19 protein-coding genes are annotated in these 16,596 nt (G+C 59.6%); 9 read left to right on the top strand and 10 right to left on the bottom strand.

Annotated features, from left to right (window positions below):
• The first annotated feature begins 17 nt into the window (after positions 1–17).
• Positions 18–776: a proteasome assembly chaperone family protein gene (locus tag DU484_RS08000; RefSeq protein WP_114605644.1), complete on the top strand. Its 759-nt coding sequence runs from the start codon at positions 18–20 to the stop codon at positions 774–776.
• Between the two features lie 252 nt (positions 777–1,028).
• Here the strand turns inward: DU484_RS08000 and DU484_RS07995 are convergent, their stop codons facing one another.
• Entirely contained in the window at positions 1,029–2,078 is a 1,050-nt protein-coding gene (locus tag DU484_RS07995) for an RNA-guided endonuclease TnpB family protein (RefSeq protein ID WP_114605643.1), read from the bottom strand.
• 384 nt (positions 2,079–2,462) lie between these two features.
• On the opposite strand from DU484_RS07995, the gene DU484_RS07990 reads away from it, so the two are divergent.
• Both DU484_RS07990 and polX read left to right on the top strand, forming a co-directional pair.
• Complete coding sequence (locus DU484_RS07990; protein WP_222844890.1) at positions 2,463–2,819, top strand: BRCT domain-containing protein; 357 nt, start codon at positions 2,463–2,465, stop codon at positions 2,817–2,819.
• A 172-nt stretch (positions 2,820–2,991) separates the two neighbouring features.
• Entirely contained in the window at positions 2,992–4,698 is a 1,707-nt protein-coding gene (polX, locus tag DU484_RS07985) for a DNA polymerase/3'-5' exonuclease PolX (RefSeq protein WP_114605641.1), read from the top strand.
• A 113-nt stretch (positions 4,699–4,811) separates the two neighbouring features.
• On the opposite strand, the gene DU484_RS07980 is transcribed toward polX, so the two are convergent.
• Positions 4,812–4,976, bottom strand: a complete 165-nt coding sequence (locus DU484_RS07980) for a YtxH domain-containing protein (protein WP_114605640.1) — start codon at positions 4,974–4,976, stop codon at positions 4,812–4,814.
• A 293-nt stretch (positions 4,977–5,269) separates the two neighbouring features.
• Between DU484_RS07980 and DU484_RS07975 the strand changes: the two genes are divergently transcribed.
• Entirely contained in the window at positions 5,270–6,112 is an 843-nt protein-coding gene (locus DU484_RS07975) for a deoxyribonuclease IV (protein ID WP_114605639.1), read from the top strand.
• A 120-nt stretch (positions 6,113–6,232) separates the two neighbouring features.
• Here the strand turns inward: DU484_RS07975 and DU484_RS07970 are convergent, their stop codons facing one another.
• The gene (locus DU484_RS07970) at positions 6,233–6,604 is read right to left on the bottom strand and encodes a hypothetical protein (RefSeq protein ID WP_114605638.1); all 372 of its coding nucleotides are present in this window, start codon (positions 6,602–6,604) and stop codon (positions 6,233–6,235) included.
• Between the two features lie 240 nt (positions 6,605–6,844).
• On the opposite strand from DU484_RS07970, the gene DU484_RS07965 reads away from it, so the two are divergent.
• A complete protein-coding gene (locus DU484_RS07965; protein WP_114605637.1) occupies positions 6,845–7,864 on the top strand; it encodes a BtrH N-terminal domain-containing protein in 1,020 nt (339 codons plus the stop codon).
• 294 nt (positions 7,865–8,158) lie between these two features.
• Positions 8,159–8,926, top strand: coding sequence for a DUF2267 domain-containing protein (locus DU484_RS07960; RefSeq protein WP_114605636.1), 768 nt, complete (start codon positions 8,159–8,161; stop codon positions 8,924–8,926).
• 303 nt (positions 8,927–9,229) lie between these two features.
• Here the strand turns inward: DU484_RS07960 and DU484_RS07955 are convergent, their stop codons facing one another.
• Both DU484_RS07955 and DU484_RS07950 read right to left on the bottom strand, forming a co-directional pair.
• Complete coding sequence (locus DU484_RS07955) at positions 9,230–9,424, bottom strand: DUF2196 domain-containing protein (protein WP_114605635.1); 195 nt, start codon at positions 9,422–9,424, stop codon at positions 9,230–9,232.
• Between the two features lie 93 nt (positions 9,425–9,517).
• The gene (locus DU484_RS07950) at positions 9,518–9,799 is read right to left on the bottom strand and encodes a hypothetical protein (RefSeq protein WP_114605634.1); all 282 of its coding nucleotides are present in this window, start codon (positions 9,797–9,799) and stop codon (positions 9,518–9,520) included.
• Between the two features lie 183 nt (positions 9,800–9,982).
• Between DU484_RS07950 and DU484_RS07945 the strand changes: the two genes are divergently transcribed.
• The 3 genes from DU484_RS07945 to DU484_RS07935 all read left to right on the top strand — a co-directional run bounded on the left by DU484_RS07945 (position 9,983) and on the right by DU484_RS07935 (position 12,968).
• Positions 9,983–10,300: an MTH1187 family thiamine-binding protein gene (locus DU484_RS07945; protein WP_114606741.1), complete on the top strand. Its 318-nt coding sequence runs from the start codon at positions 9,983–9,985 to the stop codon at positions 10,298–10,300.
• Between the two features lie 312 nt (positions 10,301–10,612).
• Complete coding sequence (locus tag DU484_RS07940) at positions 10,613–10,990, top strand: DUF2267 domain-containing protein (protein ID WP_114605633.1); 378 nt, start codon at positions 10,613–10,615, stop codon at positions 10,988–10,990.
• A 766-nt stretch (positions 10,991–11,756) separates the two neighbouring features.
• Positions 11,757–12,968 (top strand): APC family permease, encoded by a 1,212-nt coding sequence (locus DU484_RS07935; RefSeq protein ID WP_114605632.1) that lies wholly within the window; start codon positions 11,757–11,759, stop codon positions 12,966–12,968.
• A 127-nt stretch (positions 12,969–13,095) separates the two neighbouring features.
• Here the strand turns inward: DU484_RS07935 and DU484_RS07930 are convergent, their stop codons facing one another.
• From DU484_RS07930 to DU484_RS07910, 5 genes are all read right to left on the bottom strand, one after another.
• Positions 13,096–13,833 (bottom strand): ZIP family metal transporter, encoded by a 738-nt coding sequence (locus DU484_RS07930; protein ID WP_157969539.1) that lies wholly within the window; start codon positions 13,831–13,833, stop codon positions 13,096–13,098.
• A gap of 76 nt (positions 13,834–13,909) precedes the next feature.
• Complete coding sequence (locus DU484_RS07925) at positions 13,910–14,329, bottom strand: CBS domain-containing protein (RefSeq protein WP_114605630.1); 420 nt, start codon at positions 14,327–14,329, stop codon at positions 13,910–13,912.
• Positions 14,330–14,458: 129 nt separating this feature from the next.
• The gene (locus DU484_RS07920) at positions 14,459–14,713 is read right to left on the bottom strand and encodes a TrmO family methyltransferase domain-containing protein (RefSeq protein WP_114605629.1); all 255 of its coding nucleotides are present in this window, start codon (positions 14,711–14,713) and stop codon (positions 14,459–14,461) included.
• 93 nt (positions 14,714–14,806) lie between these two features.
• Positions 14,807–15,682, bottom strand: coding sequence for a thiamine-phosphate kinase (gene thiL / locus DU484_RS07915; protein WP_114606740.1), 876 nt, complete (start codon positions 15,680–15,682; stop codon positions 14,807–14,809).
• Positions 15,683–15,914: 232 nt separating this feature from the next.
• Positions 15,915–16,544: a class I SAM-dependent methyltransferase gene (locus DU484_RS07910; RefSeq protein ID WP_114605628.1), complete on the bottom strand. Its 630-nt coding sequence runs from the start codon at positions 16,542–16,544 to the stop codon at positions 15,915–15,917.
• Between the last annotated feature and the right edge of the window lie 52 nt (positions 16,545–16,596).

The following is a 16,596-nucleotide window of genomic DNA, read 5'->3' as shown; positions in this document are numbered from 1 at the left end:
GTGGAACGGACCGAGCTATGTCCCAAGAAGCTCCCACAGCACATTTCGAGCGTGTATCCGACATCGACGCGGAATCGCCAACCCTCATCGAGGGGTTGCCCGGACTGGGGATGGTCGCCTCGATAGCAGTGGACCAGATCACCTCCCAACTCGATCTCGACTACCACGGGAACATCCAGTCGGACGCGTTGCCACCCCTGGCTGCGTTTAACGAGGGGCGTATCCGCGATGCCGTCCGCGTTTACGCGGGGCGGGAGCCCTCCGTGATGACGCTCCAGAGCGACGTACCCATCCCGCCGAACGCCATCCAATCGTTGAGCGAGTGCGTCTATCGAGACCTCGCAGACGAATTCGACCGGGCTATCTTCCTCGTCGGGGCACAGGCGGAGTCGGAGGACCAGATCGGAGCGGTCTCCGGGGTCGCCACCTCCGACGAGATGGCATCGGCGTTGACCGACGCCGGCATCTCGTTGGCCGAGGAATCGGGAGCGATCGGGGGCGTCACCGGAGGACTGGTGGTCGACTGCTACCACAACGACATTCCGGCCGCCGTCCTCATCGTCCGCTGCGACCCGCGTCTCCCCGACCCCAGTGCCGCACAGGCGGTCATCGAGAACGCCCTCGAACCACTCGTCGAGTTCGACATCGACACGAAAGAACTCGAAGAACAGGCCGAGAAGATCCGAGAACAAAAACAACAGATAGCTCGACAACTCCAACAGATGCAACAACAGCAGGAGGGCGAACCGACCCAGACTCGGACGATGTTCCAGTGATCGGTGCTTTGACATCCTCCCGCGCCTAAAGACGCGGGAATCCACGAAGTGGATATTCAGGTTGCGCGTTTCCTCGGTTCTCAGGTACGCTTTCGCGTGGAACGTCGAAGGTCGCCACCGAGTTGTGACCAACGGTGTACTTTCCAGCGCATGTAGCCCTGTCAATGGGGCCTTCCTCCCCGCATACAGCGAGCGTCAAAGACGGCTGGCTGTTCAACCAGCGAGGTAGCACGGTTCGCGTCAGCCGAACTGTTACGCCGTGCATGGTTCACCCTCCCGTTGTGCGATATTCTCTGAAGCGTTCAGGTCAGCGTGGCGTCCTCGATCACACGCCGAACACGAAAAGTGGTCGCCATCACGAGTGCCCATCGAACCGCACGCCGAACACCGCTGACTCGTGTGGTACGCATCGACCTTTTCGACGCGAATACCAGCACGTTCGGCTTTGTACGTGATGAACTGTTGGAGTTGGTGGAAGTGCCACGAGTGAACGCCCGACCACGAACTGTTCTCGCGGATGTCTTCGAGGTCTTCCATCCGAATGACGGGGTTCTCGAACTGTTCCGCGAACGTGATGAGACGACGGGAGAGTTTGTGGTTCAAGTCTTTGATTCGACGCTGTTCTTTGTCACCCACACGGTTTCGTGCGCGAAGCGCACCCGCTTGTGAAAGCGACTCGCGTAGGGAACGATATTTGCGTCGAACGTACTTCGCCTCACCACCAGATACCAGCATAGACTCGTCCTCGCCGTAGGCCGTCCCAGCGAGGATGTGCCGTTCGCCAATATCGACACCGATGGACGTTTCACCAGACGCGTCGGCGTCGTAGTCGATGTTGAACGTACAGTACCAGTCATCACCGCGACGGTAGACCTGTAGGCGGGTCTTGTCGGCTTTCCCGTCTAGGAGCTGTTGAACGTCGCCTGCAATGTCGTCGTACACTTCGATAGGCGTGTACCACCATTGGGAGACACACGGAAAGCCAACGACGACCGTTCCGTTCTCAGTCGTGTCGAGTTCCCAATTCTGGTTGTTGACGGCGAACGGTTGACTCTCTCGGTAGCGAACTTCCCCGTCCTTGCTGTGGTCGGATTTGGCCTCTCGGATGGCTTGGTTCTGGATGGCCGAGTAGAGGTCGTTGTCGATGCTGGCAGTGGTCACGGATTTGTCGAAGTCGTCGTTTTCCCATCCGTCGATACAGAACTGCTTGGTGTCACGGTAGAGACAAGCAGCGTGGTGCCACTCTTTGCGCCGTGAGAGGGATGGGTTGTGGAACTTCGCGGTGACAGTCATCGTGACCATTACAAATGTAATTAGTTGCGTTTTCTTAAGTAGCTGTTGGAATATCAGGCCGTGCTATCGACGGTGGATTGTGTAGCCGACTGTCGGATTCATCCTGACCCTAAAGGGTCAGGCATTCTCCTCGGTATTCTGTAAATCGACCGGGGAGGAGGAATACCCTACTCATCAGTGTGGTATCGAAATGGTACGACCACCATCACCTCGGCACCCGAGATATATGGGAGATGTGCTGTTTTGAGAACGACCGTATACAACGTACTGAAGCGCTCAGCGGCTGACGAGCATTCTGGGTTGAACGGGCGATTCGCTCCGGATGGCGTGAGATGGCTTGTCGCCGGACCCCTCGGACGTAGCGTTTTGTGTCTGATGGGACAACAGAACACCATGGCCAAAGGGGATCTTGACGGCGCCGAGAACGTCAGCGAGGACAATCCGTATATTGTCGAACCGGAACGAACGCAAGCGGAAACCGGCGACGAACTGACTGATGTGACGATCGTGTTCACCGGGAGCGTCGAGAGCTGGACCCGGGACGAGCTGGAGGCACTCGTCGAGCGCCACGGCGGTGACGCGACCGATAGCGTCTCCCGGAACACCGAGTACCTCGTGGTCGGCGAGAATCCCGGCGAGACGAACCAGGAGGACGCTGAGGCCGATAATATTTCAGAACTCGATCCAGGCGAATTCTTCGACCTGCTTGCGGATCGGGGCGTCGACTTCGAACGGGAGAGCAGTCAATGATCCCGGAGCCAAATTCACGTGCTGCTGTCACTCGACCGCCGTCGATCTACTGGGCACTATACGATTTCCTCGGGCACCACGTTCGGCGTACTTCGTGGGAGAGCCTCCGGCCTCGAGACACGATTACTTACCCGACGACTGCGATAGTCAGGGGTAGGAGAATCAGTTCGAGATGAAGAACCAGGAAATCGCCACCATGCTCCGCGAGATCGCGGATTTCCTCGAAATTCAAGAGGAAGAGTACAAGCCACGCGCCTATCGGACGGCCGCACGGAATATCGAGTCGCTCTCGGAAGACATCGAAGACATACACGATCGTGGGGAACTCGAAGAGATCGAGGGCGTCGGGGAGTCCATCAGCGAGAAGATCGGGGAGTATCTCGAAACCGGGGAACTGGAGTACTACGAGGACCTCAAAGCGGACCTTCCCGTGGACATCGAGGCGATCACGAGCGTCGAGGGCGTCGGTCCAAAGACGGCCAAGAAACTGTACTTAGAACTCGATGTCCGGACGCTCGACGATCTCGAGAGCGCGGCCGAAAAGGGAGATGTCGCTGATCTCGAGGGATTCGGCGAGAAGTCACAGCAGAATATCCTCGACCACATCGGACGAGCGAAAGAAAGTCAAGAGCGGATGCTTCTTGGCCGGGCCTTCCCCATCGCGCAGGACATCGAAACCCGGCTTCACGACGACGATGCGTTCGACCAGGTTGACATCGTCGGCTCGTTCCGACGGCGCCGACCCACCGTCGGCGATATCGACATCCTAGCGACTGCCCCCGACCCAGAAGCGGCAATGGAGGTCTTCTGCAGCCACGACGACGTCAAGGAGGTCCTCTCCCGGGGGGAGACGAAGTCGTCGGTCGTCGTCTCTGGTGACCTCCAGATGGACCTCCGGGTCGTCGACGAGACGGAATACGGTGCGGCCCTCGTCTACTTCACCGGCTCGAAGGACCACAACATCACGCTCAGGAATCGGGCGATCGACCACGACTGGAAGCTCAACGAATACGGCCTCTTCGACGTCGGTGACATCGACGATGGAGAGGGCGAACGACGCGCCGGGGAAACAGAGGACGGCGTCTACGACACACTCGACCTCGACTGGATTCCGCCGGAACTCCGAGAGGACACGGGTGAGGTCGACGCGGCAGCCACAGGAGACCTCCCGAATCTGATCGAACTGGACGAGGTTCGCGGCGACTTACAACTGCATACCGACTACTCCGACGGCTCTCATAGCGTCCGCGAGATGGCCGAGGCTGCAGTCGAGCGAGACCTGGAGTACATCCTCGTTACCGATCACGGGCCGCATGCGCCGATTCCCAGCACACTCGATCGAGATTCGTTCGAGGAACAGCAGGCGGATATCGAGACGGTGAACGACGACCTCGACATCACAGTTCTCCAGGGAATCGAGGCCGAGATTACCGACTCGGGACTGGAACTTTCCGACGACTGGTACGAACACTGTGATCTGATCGTTGCGGGGATGCACAGCGATCCGTCGAATTCAACCGAGCGAGTGGTCACTGCGCTGCAGGACTTCCCCGTCGATATCTTCGCACACCCCTCGAACCGGTTGATCAACGAGCGAGAGCCGCTGAATCTCGATATGGAGACGGTGATGGAAACGGCCGCCGAGGAGGATGTCGCGGTCGAAATCAACGCCCAGCCAGAACGGCTGGACCTCGATTGGGCGTCCGTCAAGGAGTATCGCGAGACTGTTTCGTACGTCGTCAGTACGGACGCTCACACGACCGGCGAACTGGATTTCATGCACCTCGGGATCGCGCAGGCCCGTCGCGGGTGGTGTGAAGCGAGCAATATTCTGAATACACGCTCGCTCGACGACGTTCGGTCTGTTTTCGAGATCTAACCGCTCGTCGGGTGATGCTCTGCATCGTACTATCGAACCGAATGCTCCGTCACGTCCCGTCGGGTACCGTATCGCTACTCGGCCTCGAGACCGCTCGTCACAGGTTGGCGTGCTTACTCGCCTTCTTTGAGTGACTCGATTCGCTGTTCGAGATCGTCGATGGCGTCCTCGACGCTCTGCTTTGCTTGTTCGCTCATTTCTTCGGTTTCGTTGACCACGTTCTCGAAGGTATCCCTGACTCGCTGCATCGCCTCATCGACGCTGTCGGACTCGCTCATGACGTGAGTTATGTTGTTTGTCCAAGTGATTAATCGTCCGTAGTGTTCTCATCTCTTGGGAACGCCCGAGGACGGGGGTAGTGACTCTGTACGACGAAAGCGTGGTCGAAGACTACATCAGCCGCCGGTGCGGGATATTTCTCAGCAGGGCCTATTTGCACCAGATCGCAACCCTACAGCTCTCTTCCTCCCTCACGCGAGAGTGAGTCTGGTGATCCTCTGGTTGGCGTCACAACGTGCCCCCTGGCGGTGTTCTCACGAAACATTAACCGCAAGCATCGTATTGTCCGAGTATGTTCAGAATCGGTGCCCACGTCTCGATCTCGGATGGAGTCGAGGCAGTCGTCGACCACGAGGTGGAACTGGGCGGAACCTGTGGACAGATTTTCGTCGGATCCCCGCGCGGGTGGGCAGTCAGTGAGATCGACGAGACGGAAGCCGAAGCGTTTCGAACCGCCGCTGACGAACAGGATGTCGGCCCGTGGATCGTCCACGGCACATACCTCATCAATCTCGCTACGCCGAAGGACGACCTCGCGAGCAAGTCTCTCGACTGTGTGCAGGATGAACTCGATGCAGCGGCGACGCTAGACGTTCCGTACTACGTGTTTCACCCCGGAGCCCATACCGGCGCCGGCGAGGAGACTGGCATCGAGAACGTCGGCGAGCGGCTGTCCGAGGTCGACGTACCGAGCAACGTGACGCTTCTGCTGGAGAACACGGCCGGAAAGGGTACCACCGTCGGCAAGCGACTCGACGACCTCGACGACATGGTGGAGACATCAGCCTACGAGTACGGTGATCTCGGGATCTGCCTCGATTCCTGCCACCTCTTCGCCGCGGGGTACGACTTCACCGACGAGACAGCGATGGATGACCTCGTCGCGGAGGTCGATTCGACCGTCGGTATCGAGCACGTGCAGTATCTCCACCTCAACGATTCGAAACATCCGCTCGGCTCGGAAAAAGACGAGCACGAGCACATCGGGGAGGGTGAAATCGGTGAGGCGGGCTTTCGCCAGTTCGTCAACCACGACGCGCTTCGCGAGAAGCCGATGGTTCTCGAGACACCGGAAGACGGGAACGGCTACGAGTGGAATATCGAGAAGATTCGGGAGTTACGGACGGGCGATTGATCCACTCAGACATCGGACCCTCGGCTGCTATCGCACTCCCGATGCTTCCACAAGACGAGAACAGACTCCAGGGGTAAGGCCGATTCGAAACCAAGTGTCGGTCGAGAAGACTATGTACGATCATATCTTGCTCCCAACCGACGGGAGCGATGTTGCACAGGTCGCAACCGCGAGTGCGGCGAACGGATCGGCGCTGATCGACGTGAGCGGAACGACGTTGTCCAGAAACACCATGTGTACGTAGACGAGAAACGAGCCCAGGATGGTAATATTCACACCGGTGGTTCGTGATGTCAAGTAAAGCGATCCGCTCCACGTGGCCATCCAGAGAACGGCAACGCCAAGAGTGCCTACCTGAAGCGACGGGGCGAGCGTCGACACCGCGGTCAGAACGTCGCCAACACCGACGACGGCGAGCAAAACGAGTAGGATGCCGACCCCGACGACGAATCCCATGACCGTTACCCACGTGACTCCGTCTGAGGTACGCATCTACGACGTGGTTCATCACCCGCGTCGTTAATCGTTGCGTAGCATCTCCTTCCTGCGACTGGTTTGTCCGGAGCGCGCGAGTACACATCTCCCTCTTCGGTTGCAGTGGTGCAGACGTTTCCTCCAGTTTCCACAACCAGTGGCTCGTCGGGGCGGTCCACGGAAATCGAGGTTTTGTAGCCCAGAGTACGATGATCCGCCACGGGTGAGAGTTAACTTCCCGTCTGACGAATGGCAGGTATGGAGATAATCGAAGGGTACGATCACCAATCTGGCGGACACTGCGGAGCGATGGCGCTCCGGAACGTTGCGGAGTACTACGGATGGAACTACAGCGAGGCTGCCTGTTTCGGCATCGGTGGCGGCCCGGCGTTCGTCCTCTACGAGTACCCGGACGAGTCTTGGGTCACGTTCCGGGCCAGTCCAACCTGGCTGGAACGGGCCTTTTTCGAGCGACTCGGCATCCCGAATTCGTATCGGCGGGGAGATGACTTCGAGACGGCTTGGGACAGCGTGACCGGACACATCGACGAAGATGATCCGGTAGTCCTGTTTCTCGACCCGACGTCCCTAGACTATCTCTCGGAAGAACCGGATCACGTCCCACCGCACGTCGCCGTGTTGATCGGGTACGAGGACGAGACCGTACAGCTCTCGGACGGGACAATGGAAAACCGCCAGACGATTTCCCGCTCGACGCTCGCGGACGCCTGGGTCGATGAGCGGTTCGTGTCTCTGCAGAACGAATATCTCGTCGTGACGCGAGCCGCACGCACCGAAGACGAAACTGACGCAACCGCAGCCGGCCTCAGACAGGCCGCAACGTACATGCTGAATCCACTCGACGTGAAACGGGATGCGCGCGGTCCCGGCGAGGAAGGACTCCCCGCACTACGGTCGTTCGCGGACTATCTCGGCAGGTGGCCGGACCTTCCGGACGCGGACAGGCCGGTACGTGCGGCCCGTCGAGCTATCGACGAGCACGGAGAGGGCGCAGCGTTCCGCAGCCTCTACGCCGAAGCACTCGGGGAACTGGGACAGCAGACCGACCTCACCCCCGATCTCGCCGACCGGATGCAGCTCGTCAGTAGAGAGTGGCAAACCGTCTCGGAGCATCTGGCCGAGATTCTGGAACAGAATGAGCCCCAGCCGGAACTCTTCGCTGAGGCTGCGAGCATGGTTAGTGACATCGCCGACCGCGAGGAGAGCATTTTCGCGGACCTCGGCGACGAACTGGGATACCGCGGCGGTCGCGAGTGAAGGAACACCGCCACAGCGAAACACAGCCACGTTGTCGGCGCGTGCACCGGCCGAACACGGTCGAGGAAGATATGTTCGGAAGCTCACCAGGTGCGATGCCGGTTCCGGACACGGGCCCCTGTCACTCAGTGAGAATGTCCCCGTTCGTCTAACTACCTCCCAGCCGTCATTACACGAGCGGATAGAGAGTCGAGTCAGAGCAATCGGCTTGCGTTATCCAGACCACTGGCCGATTCGGCGTTCCATCATGGCTGGCGGAAAGCGACCGGACGCTCCGTCCGGATCAGATCGATCATGACCGAAACTGACATCCTCGACCAGGTGTATCGTACGGGCGACTTCGCGTCACGAGAGCAGGCCAAGGCGGTGACGCGTGCGACGCTCCGGAATCTCGGGAGCAGTCTCTCCGTCGGCGAGGCCCGCGACCTCGCGGAGTTTCTTCCCTCAGATTCCGGTAATGTACTCGTCGGAGCGAGTCGGAAAAGAGACGAACCGATGCCCTACGAAACGTTCCTCGAACAGGTGGGGGGAGAGGCTGACATCGCCGATAGTGATGTCGAGCGGTGCGCACGGGCGGTCGTCGCTGTCGTCGCGGGGCGTGTTGGCGTCGACGAACTCGAAAACGCACAAGCCCAGCTCCCCTCGAACTACGGACGCCTCTTCGACGTGGAGCCCGTGCCGGTCGGACGACCGTTCGTGACCCTCGTCGCCGAACGTGCCGCCTTCCCCCCGGACGTCGAGGCAGAAACAGTCGCCCGTGCCGTCATCGAAACGCTGGGCGAGCGGCTCACTCGGGGTGAGGCCGAGGACCTCTCGCGCTATCTCGAGGGTGAGGCGGGGACGTGGGTGATCGATCAAGAGTCTCCCAACGCGGCAGCGTTCTCGGCGGACGAGTTCGTCGACCGAGTCGCCCGGCGAGCTGATGTCTCCAACGAGGCAGCTCGCAAATGGGTTCGCGTCGTCGCCGGCGTACTGGCTGAGGTGGTTCCGTCCCACGAACTCGAGCACGCTCTCGACCAACTACCGACCGAGTTCGACTCACTGTTCGACTTCGAAGTCTGAATGCCTCAATCGACTCTATTACTCTCTTTTCCCCACAACTCGTCGTCGTACGCGTTGTCGGCTACCCTCACAGGTTGTTCTTCGGGGGAATGACTGTCGGTATGAGGCACCGATGCGTGCTCATTCGCACCGACGATATGGCTAGGATCGCCTCATCAACCGATAGTCCCGAATGGTTCGACCGCTGGGGAAGTCCCGGGGTTCGTAGGGAGGCGTTCCCATCGCCGGTCACTACTGCAGCGGACGCGCCCGTCGGTCTCACCGCGTTTGGCAGAACAGGCTGACGAACGGGGGCGCTGCTTGTCAGATCTCGGGGCCGATCTGTTTGACGCGCCCCTCCGCCCCGGATTTTAGCTTCACGAGGATTCCCTCGGGATGAGTTCGTTCATCCGTGAGGACGACGCCTACCTCGCCCACGATGCGATCCCCGTTCACCTGCTCGATCTCCACGGTCATTCCTTGTCTGAGTTCGTCTCTCGTAGGTAGATCAGCTGACATACTTCGACCTCCGACGGCGCACATATAGATGGTGCACATCGTTCTCAGCCGCCGAAAAGAGCCGCGTCGTATCGGTATTTCGTGAGTACGCTCTCACCCCTGCTTGACGGCCTCGACGACGGCTCCGGCCTCTTCCCACTCCTCGCTGTCGAGTGGTCTGCGACGGAGACGAACCGGTCCGCCCGGTTGCTTGCCAGTCGTGAGTTCGTACAACATCCCTCGTTCTTCGTTGCGGCCCTCTGCGTGGAACCCACGCTCCTCGCTCACCTCGACTTCGTCGAAAAATGCGTCGATGGTCTCCCCACCTTCGATCCGGAGTTCCCACGCACCGGAACCGATCTCGCCCATCGTGGTCGCTATCTCGTTCAGTGGCACGACTCAGGTGTGGAGAGCTACGGAGGTAAAGACTTGGGAGATGGCCCGGTCTCGTCGCTAAGATTGGAAGGGCATCGAAGGGTCCACAGTCTCCCGGTGACTGGTCGGGACGATTATATGTATTGCCAACGAATGCTGGTCGAAGGTGGAGCAACCACCGTTTCACCGATGGAGCCATCGCCCATGACAGTAATCGCTCGGTTCGAAGTGATTCCAGTCCACGACGGGAGTCTTTCGGACGACATCGCACAGGCAATCGAGGCGCTCGAAGAGTACGACATCTCGTACGAATTAACCGCGACTGACACCGTCATCGAAGCCGACGACGTTGATACGGTGTTCGACGCCGTCCGTGCGGCACACAACGCCGTTGGGGGCGATCGCGTCATCTCGTCGCTGGAGATCGACGAACTACGAGATCGCGAACAGCACGTCGAGGACCGCGTCGAATCCGTCGCGAGTATACTCGGCCGCGATCCGAAACGTGACCGGGGCGTCTGACACTCGCTCACTCCCCGGCGACCACTCGGGATGCATCGCCAAATCGTGATTCCACCGGTCCGAAGAGAGGGTTCGGAGGAGGCCGTGGAAACAGTATCGATCCAGCTGTCGCGTTCGAGGCGGCGTTGCATACTATCTCCGTCGTCGAACAGGACGGATGATTCGGTTCCGCAGGACCGGGTTCGTCGATGCCGATATAACGGCGACGCTGACTACGGCCTCGCAATCGATCGGACGTGAGCCTGTGGCGGCGGATGGGGTGGCCCGTATCTTGACGTGTACTCGGTTCGATGGTGTAAGTGGTGACCTAATATGACGACCGCTGCCATCGTCGACGGACTCAGAGAGCGAACGGACATCGAGACGGAGGAGCGCGCGCTGGAGGTGATCGAGGCGACGCTTCGGACACTCGCCGAGCGCATCTCGCACGAGGAGGGGCTTGACATCGCGGACTTTCTTCCAGCCGCTCTCCAGACGTGGTCGGTCGATCCCGAATCGTGGTCCGAAGGTTCGTTCTCCTTCGACGAATTCTTGTCACGAGTTGCAGAGCGTGCCGGTCTCGACTCGAAGAATCAAGCGTTGACCTACGCACAAGCTGTATTCGAGGCGCTTCGGGTCGACGTCACGGAACCAGAACTCGACCGCATGCAGACACAACTGCCCGCATCCTACGACACGTTGTTCTCCTAGCGGTCGAGACAGAACGGGGTTCCGACGTCGTCGAACGGTGTCGGGGTCGGCGGCTATGCTGGATACGAGGTGCGTTTCCTGACCGATCGAGTCGACGATCTCCGCTCGGCCGCCGCCACCCACCTCCAGCGAGACATCAAAGAGTGATCCCGACTCGATTCAACGAGGCAGCCGAAGGGGGTATTCGACGCGAATCCACACGAAGTCGTTCTCAACTACTCCGAGGAGATGGAAGCTGATATCGTGCTTATCGGCGAACACGAGGTTCTCGGAGGTCAGGCGGAAGGGACTCGAGGAGAGAGGGAGGGACGGTCACGTCGTCGGAGCGGGCCCCTCCGAACTATCCACGGACTCGGTCACTGAGCCCGCATCGGCTACTATAAAGTACAAATTCTTAATATGTATATTTTAGCAACATTTTTTGTAACATCTATACTCTTGTTACGGGAATATCCAAACACAGGCAACTATCGCATCTCCCACCACATCTGATCGACATGTAACGGGTTCTGCGGAGTTACGGCCCGGGGTGGCCGTCGAGACACGTACGGTGAAGGCAGATTGGTCCGTTGTCCCGGCTACTGTGGCAGCAGAGTTCGCTGTGGATCCATGCAGGGTCGTTTCGCGTCCAGATAGACCTGAAATACGTGCGTTGTCCAATCACGACCTGGCGGCCACCCCGTTCCCGGCACTGTGGTCGGCCTCGCTGCGCGTCGGTCCCCTCGAACGCGGTGTTTTTTATGTCGTCTACGAGACAGGGTGACTGATGCCGGAGTTGCGTCGGGAACTCGGACTCCTCGAAGCGATCGTCTACGGCGTTGGCCTGATCCTCGGCGCCGGTATTTACGCGATTCTCGGCGAGGCGACGGGCGTGACCGGCGGCTCGATCGCGATATCGTTTCTGCTGGCTGCCCTGATCGCGTCATTGACGGGCTTGAGCTATGCCGAACTCGCCTCGATTTTCCCCAAAGCGGAAGGTGATTACATCTACGTTCGCGAGGCGTTCGACCGAGAAATTATCTCAGACGTGACAGCCCTCGGCCGGTTATCCATGGGCGCCATCTCGTCCGCGGCGGTGGCATTGGCCTTCTCGGGCTATCTCTCTTCCTTCGTCGACGTGCCGTCGATCCCGATCGCCGTTCTCCTCGTCGTAGTCATGACCGGCGTCAACTACTGGGGGATCGAACTATCCACCAAAATAAATATCCTCTTTACCGGGATCGAGGTCGCCGGACTGGTGATAATCATCTGGATCGCGAGTGGTTCTTGGGGTAACGCCGAGGTCCTCCACGCCCCGAACGGCGTATTCGGCGTCATCCACGCGGCGTTTCTGATCTTCTTCGCCTATCTTGGCTTCGGATCGATCGTCAATCTCTCCGAGGAGACCGAGGACGCGACCGTGACGATCCCGCGCGCTATCCTCCTCTCTATCGGTATTACGACGCTCCTGTACGTACTGGTCGGGTTATCCGCGGTCGCGCTGGTCGACTGGCGCGTTCTAGGCCGTTCGGCGTCGCCGCTGGCAGAGGTTGCCCGGGTCGGTTGGGGACCGCTCGGGTCAACAGTGCTCGGCGCAATCGCTCTCTTCTCGACGACGAACACTGTACTCATCCTCCAGATCTCGACCTCGCGCCTGTTCTACGGCGTGTCGAAATCGGAGTACCACGTATTTCCGGAGATGTTCTCTCGTGTTCACTCGTCCCGTCAAACACCACACTATGCAGTGGTGGTAGTCGGACTCATCACGATTCCTTTCATTTTCCTCGGCGATATCGGACTCGTGGCAGGATTGGCCAATCTCATGCTATTAATTGTCTTCGTGCTGGTGAACGCCGCGTTACTGAAACTCCGGTATTCACGACCAGATCTGGAACGGGGGTTTCGAACGCCGCTTAACGTCGGCCAACTGTCGATCACCGCAGTTGCAGGGCTGGTTTCGTGTCTCGGGCTGATCGTGTTCTACGTACTCACGTGGTAACATGACTGCCGATTCGAACGGCCACTCCGGAGACCCCATCTACTACGGGAAGCACGGTAGTGCTTGGTGGTCACGAAAGCAGGTAACGCTCCCTATCACCGCCCAGGATTGGAGTGAATCGGCCGAATCACGAGAGCAGCGGCTTGAGAAATGTGATGCCGTACATGATCCCGATACCTCCGAGGATGATGGCGAGCTGGAGCAGCGAATTAGACTCTTCGGTGCGTATCTCGGGCAACAGATCGGCACCGGCCACGTAGACGAAGTTCCCGATCGCCAGCGGGAGGAGGAATCCGATGAGTCCTCCGACACCCGAGAAGACGATAACGCCGATGGCACCGGCGAACCCGAAGACGTTGGTGAGGACGTTGATCTCGACAGCGCGCCACTTGGAAATACCACCCTGCAGCAGGACACCGAAGTCGCCGATCTCCTTGGGAACCTTGTGAAACATGATCGCGAGCGTCGCTGCGACGCCTACGGGCAGCGAGACGTAGTAACTGCTCGCGACGATGATGCCGTCGATGACGTTGTGGATGGCGTCACCGACGACGAGCGTGACCGAGAACGCCTCGAATTCACAGTGGCGGTGACAGTGCCAGTGAACCACCTCTTCGAGCGCGTACGAGCCAACGAGGCTGAGCACGACGACGAGCCCCGCCAACTGAGTGAACCCGAATCCGGCGGCGTATCGAGGAATCAGATGGATGAATGCACCGCCGAAGATCGCCCCGACAGAAAGAGATGTCAGGTAGCGCTTCCACACGTCGAGTCGTTCCTCACCGAACACGATGATCAGTGCCCCACTTGCCGAAAGCAAGCTGGCGACGAGGAGACTGCCGATGATGTATACGGGTTCGTTCACGAGTGTTGTATCCTCCCTCTGCCTACAAATTCAAACGGATCGAAGCCGACCGAGACGGCGCGTCCCGTGGCGCCGTCTAGTAGGGTGGTGATTCCGCCTCGATGACGCCAGCGAGATTCCTCAACTCGCCGGTCAGAAGAACGGTCAGGTCGTCGAGCGTAATGATCCCGGCGAGTTCACCGTCGTCAACGACGGGCATCCGGCGGACTCCTTCCTCACACATCCGGCTACACAGTTCGAAGACTCCGGTGTCGACATCGACCGTGACGGGGTCCTCGGTCATTATGTTTTCTGCGGGCATCGCCGCCGGATCGAGTTGATCCGCAGCGACTCGAACGGTGATGTCGCGGTCAGTCACGAGTCCAGCGGGGATATTATCCTCCACGACGACGGCGCTTCCGACGTTTTCGTCCCGCATCGCGGTCGCTACCTCGTTGACCGGCGTCTCGGGGGATGTCGTTACGACTTCCTTCCGCATCAGGTCGGCAACTGTCATGGTGTGGGCCTCATGTGATACTCGAAACACGAGTACGAACAGTGGCTCGCCCATTCTCACAGGTTGGGAATGCTCAGTAACCAACCCCGTGGCGGACGGCACGCTCTCGCTCGGAGTGCCTGTCTGCGATCATGAGTACTCTACTCGGACGCCTGCTATAGGGTGTCCTCGATGGTACTCGTCTGGTTTGGGATAGTGTAATTTGGTGTCGAGTACGGGCGTCCCATTCACCAGATCAAGCCCCTCGACGTGGAGCACGGTATCCCTGATATCGATCAAGCGGACGACAGTGAGACTGATCGGGGTCGGCCGCATCGGGCCGGGCGTGTCGAATGGCGAACGGACGACGCCGATTGGATGGTAGACGACCGTGGCCATGGCCATCGTGTGACCTCCCGTACGGCACCGGCGTACGTCGGAACGGTCACACTCGTCTGCGTAACCGGAGTCGATAGCCGTCGGCCCGCGTCGCGCGTCTCAGCGGCCATGCGTGTACCCCCTATCGGGAAGCGGCTCGTCATCGATTAGCACGTCACGATCGGTGACGTTTCCGACGATCGAGATCGGGACTGGGGATGCGTCTCGTGCAGCGTCGATCCGATCGTGGGGAATCGTGAACACGAGTTCGAAGTCCTCGCCCGTGTAGAGCCCGAATTCGCGTCCTTCCGCGTCTGTCGTCGCCAGCTCGCTGACTGTCTCGTCGAGGGGAACCCGATCCCATTCGATCGCGAAGCCGCAGTCGCTCGCGTCAGCTAACTGATGGAGCGAGCGAGCCAGCCCGTCGCTCGAATCCATCATCGCGGAGACGTACGGGGCGATGGCCTGGCCAGCCGCGACTCGGGGTTCGAACTGAAAGAGGGCATTCGCCCGCTCATGCGCGCCCCGCTCGAACAGTCGCAAGGCCGCCCCTGTCCGTCCGAGCGTCCCGGTCACACAGACGACGTCTCCGGGGGATGCCGTCGACCTGAGCGTGGGGGTGTCGGTGTGTCCGATCACTGAGGAAGCAACCGTGAATTCATCGTGCTGGTCAAGATCACCGCCGACGTATCGACTGTCCGTTAGTTCGCACACGTCTTGGGCCCCCTCAATGAAGGCATGCAGTTCGTCGGGATCGAATTCGGGGGCTGCGTACACGGCGATGGCGGCGGTCGCGTCGGCTCCCATTGCGGCGACATCGGACAGGGAGGCACCCACGGCCCGCCAGCCGGCCGTATATCGTGTCGTCCCCGACGGAAAATCGGTCCGCTGGTGGAGCATGTCGGTCGTGAATATCAGATCATCGACGACGGCAGCGTCGTCACCGGCATCGGGGAGCCACTCGTAAATCGCGGCGAGTGATTCACGTTCGTCCATACTCAGAGCACGGAAGCCACGATGGACTATTTTTCCCCGGAATACACTGCTGGCGATGTCCACGGGAGATCCCCCGTTTACAGTTCGTCATCTCGATGGGAATCCAATCTCGTTTCCATCGGAGTGGTTTCATAGGTTACGTCGACCGCCAACAGAATGACGCGGCCGGATCGGGCCAGGTGAAGGAGCGCGTATTCAGCAGTGGAAGTGAGCCAATACTGGGCTGCGGCTGCTACATGGTTGCCTTGATACCGACGAAGGACCCGTCACCGTGCCCTTCTTCAACCGGTTCGGGCTCGTCGATCTCGTCAGGCCAGTGGTAGATGGTCTGCACAAACTCGAACTCCGAGAACCCCGCAACGTGGAGCGCGTCAACGAGTTCGTCGGTCGAGACGAACACCGCCTCCCGATAGAACGGGTTCTCCGACTTCGTCTCCTGATATATCTGACCGACTGGGCTGTCCTTGTCGATGTAGCCGATGACGAGCGATCCGTCCGGACGCAGCACTCGCCGGGCTTCAGCCAGTGTCTGGGGGATGTCGTCGACGAAACAGATCGTCGTGACGATCAACGCAGTGTCGAACGTTCCGTCTCTGAACGGGAGGGATTCGGCGACGCCTTTGACGACGTCGATCCCTCGCTCGCGGGCGTGAACCAGCATGTCGCCAGCAGGATCGAGCCCCACTTGCATCCCGAGCGGGGCCGCGAACCGGGCGCTGCCGACGCCGATCTCCACACCGAAATCTGGCTGCGGAATTAGTTGCTGGAGTGCCTCGACTTCGGACTGGTAGGCGGCTTCGTGTGTGTCGAACCAACCCTCGTATCGCTCGGTGTATCGTTCGAAAGGTGCGGACTTGGGCATGGTAGTCGTTCACGCGTGGTCCCCTTACGAGTACTGGAAAATCACTTGACGT

Origin of the sequence: Haloplanus rubicundus, assembly GCF_003342675.1 — an archaeon.
Taxonomy (GTDB): domain Archaea; phylum Halobacteriota; class Halobacteria; order Halobacteriales; family Haloferacaceae; genus Haloplanus; species Haloplanus rubicundus.
This window is presented reverse-complemented; position numbering and strand designations above follow the sequence as displayed.